At 62.7% G+C, this 429-nt stretch carries 1 protein-coding gene; it reads left to right on the forward strand.

The window, feature by feature from the left end; all coding sequences use genetic code 11:
* A partial coding sequence (locus tag NJG22_RS24695) for a contractile injection system protein, VgrG/Pvc8 family (protein WP_253098506.1) occupies positions 1–429 on the forward strand: 429 nt, incomplete at both ends.

Below are 429 nucleotides of genomic sequence, written 5' to 3' on the forward strand. Positions count from 1 at the left end.
CGCAACTGGCCTACCTGGCCCACCGCATCAACCAGCGCATGTTCCAGCACAAGACCGTGCAGGAGATCATCGCCCAGGTGCTCGAGGAACACGGCATCCTCGCCAACGCCTACCAATTCCAGTTGGGCGCGACGTACCCGCAGCGCGAGTACTGCGTGCAGTACGACGAGTCCAACCTGCAGTTCATCCAGCGCCTGTGTGAAGAAGAAGGCATCCACTACCACTTCCGCCACAGCGCCGAGGGCCACCAACTGGTGTTTGGTGACGACCAGACGGTGTTCCCCAAGCTGGCCCCGGTGCAGTTTCAGCACGACTCCGGCCTGGTTGCCGACACGCCGATGATCAAGCGCTTCGCCCTGCGCCTGGAAACCCGCACCAGCAGCGTCACCCGCCGCGACTACGACTTCAAGAAACCGCTGATCCAGCTCG

Origin of the sequence: Pseudomonas sp. VA159-2, assembly GCF_024126635.1 — a bacterium.
Taxonomy (GTDB): domain Bacteria; phylum Pseudomonadota; class Gammaproteobacteria; order Pseudomonadales; family Pseudomonadaceae; genus Aquipseudomonas; species Aquipseudomonas muyukensis.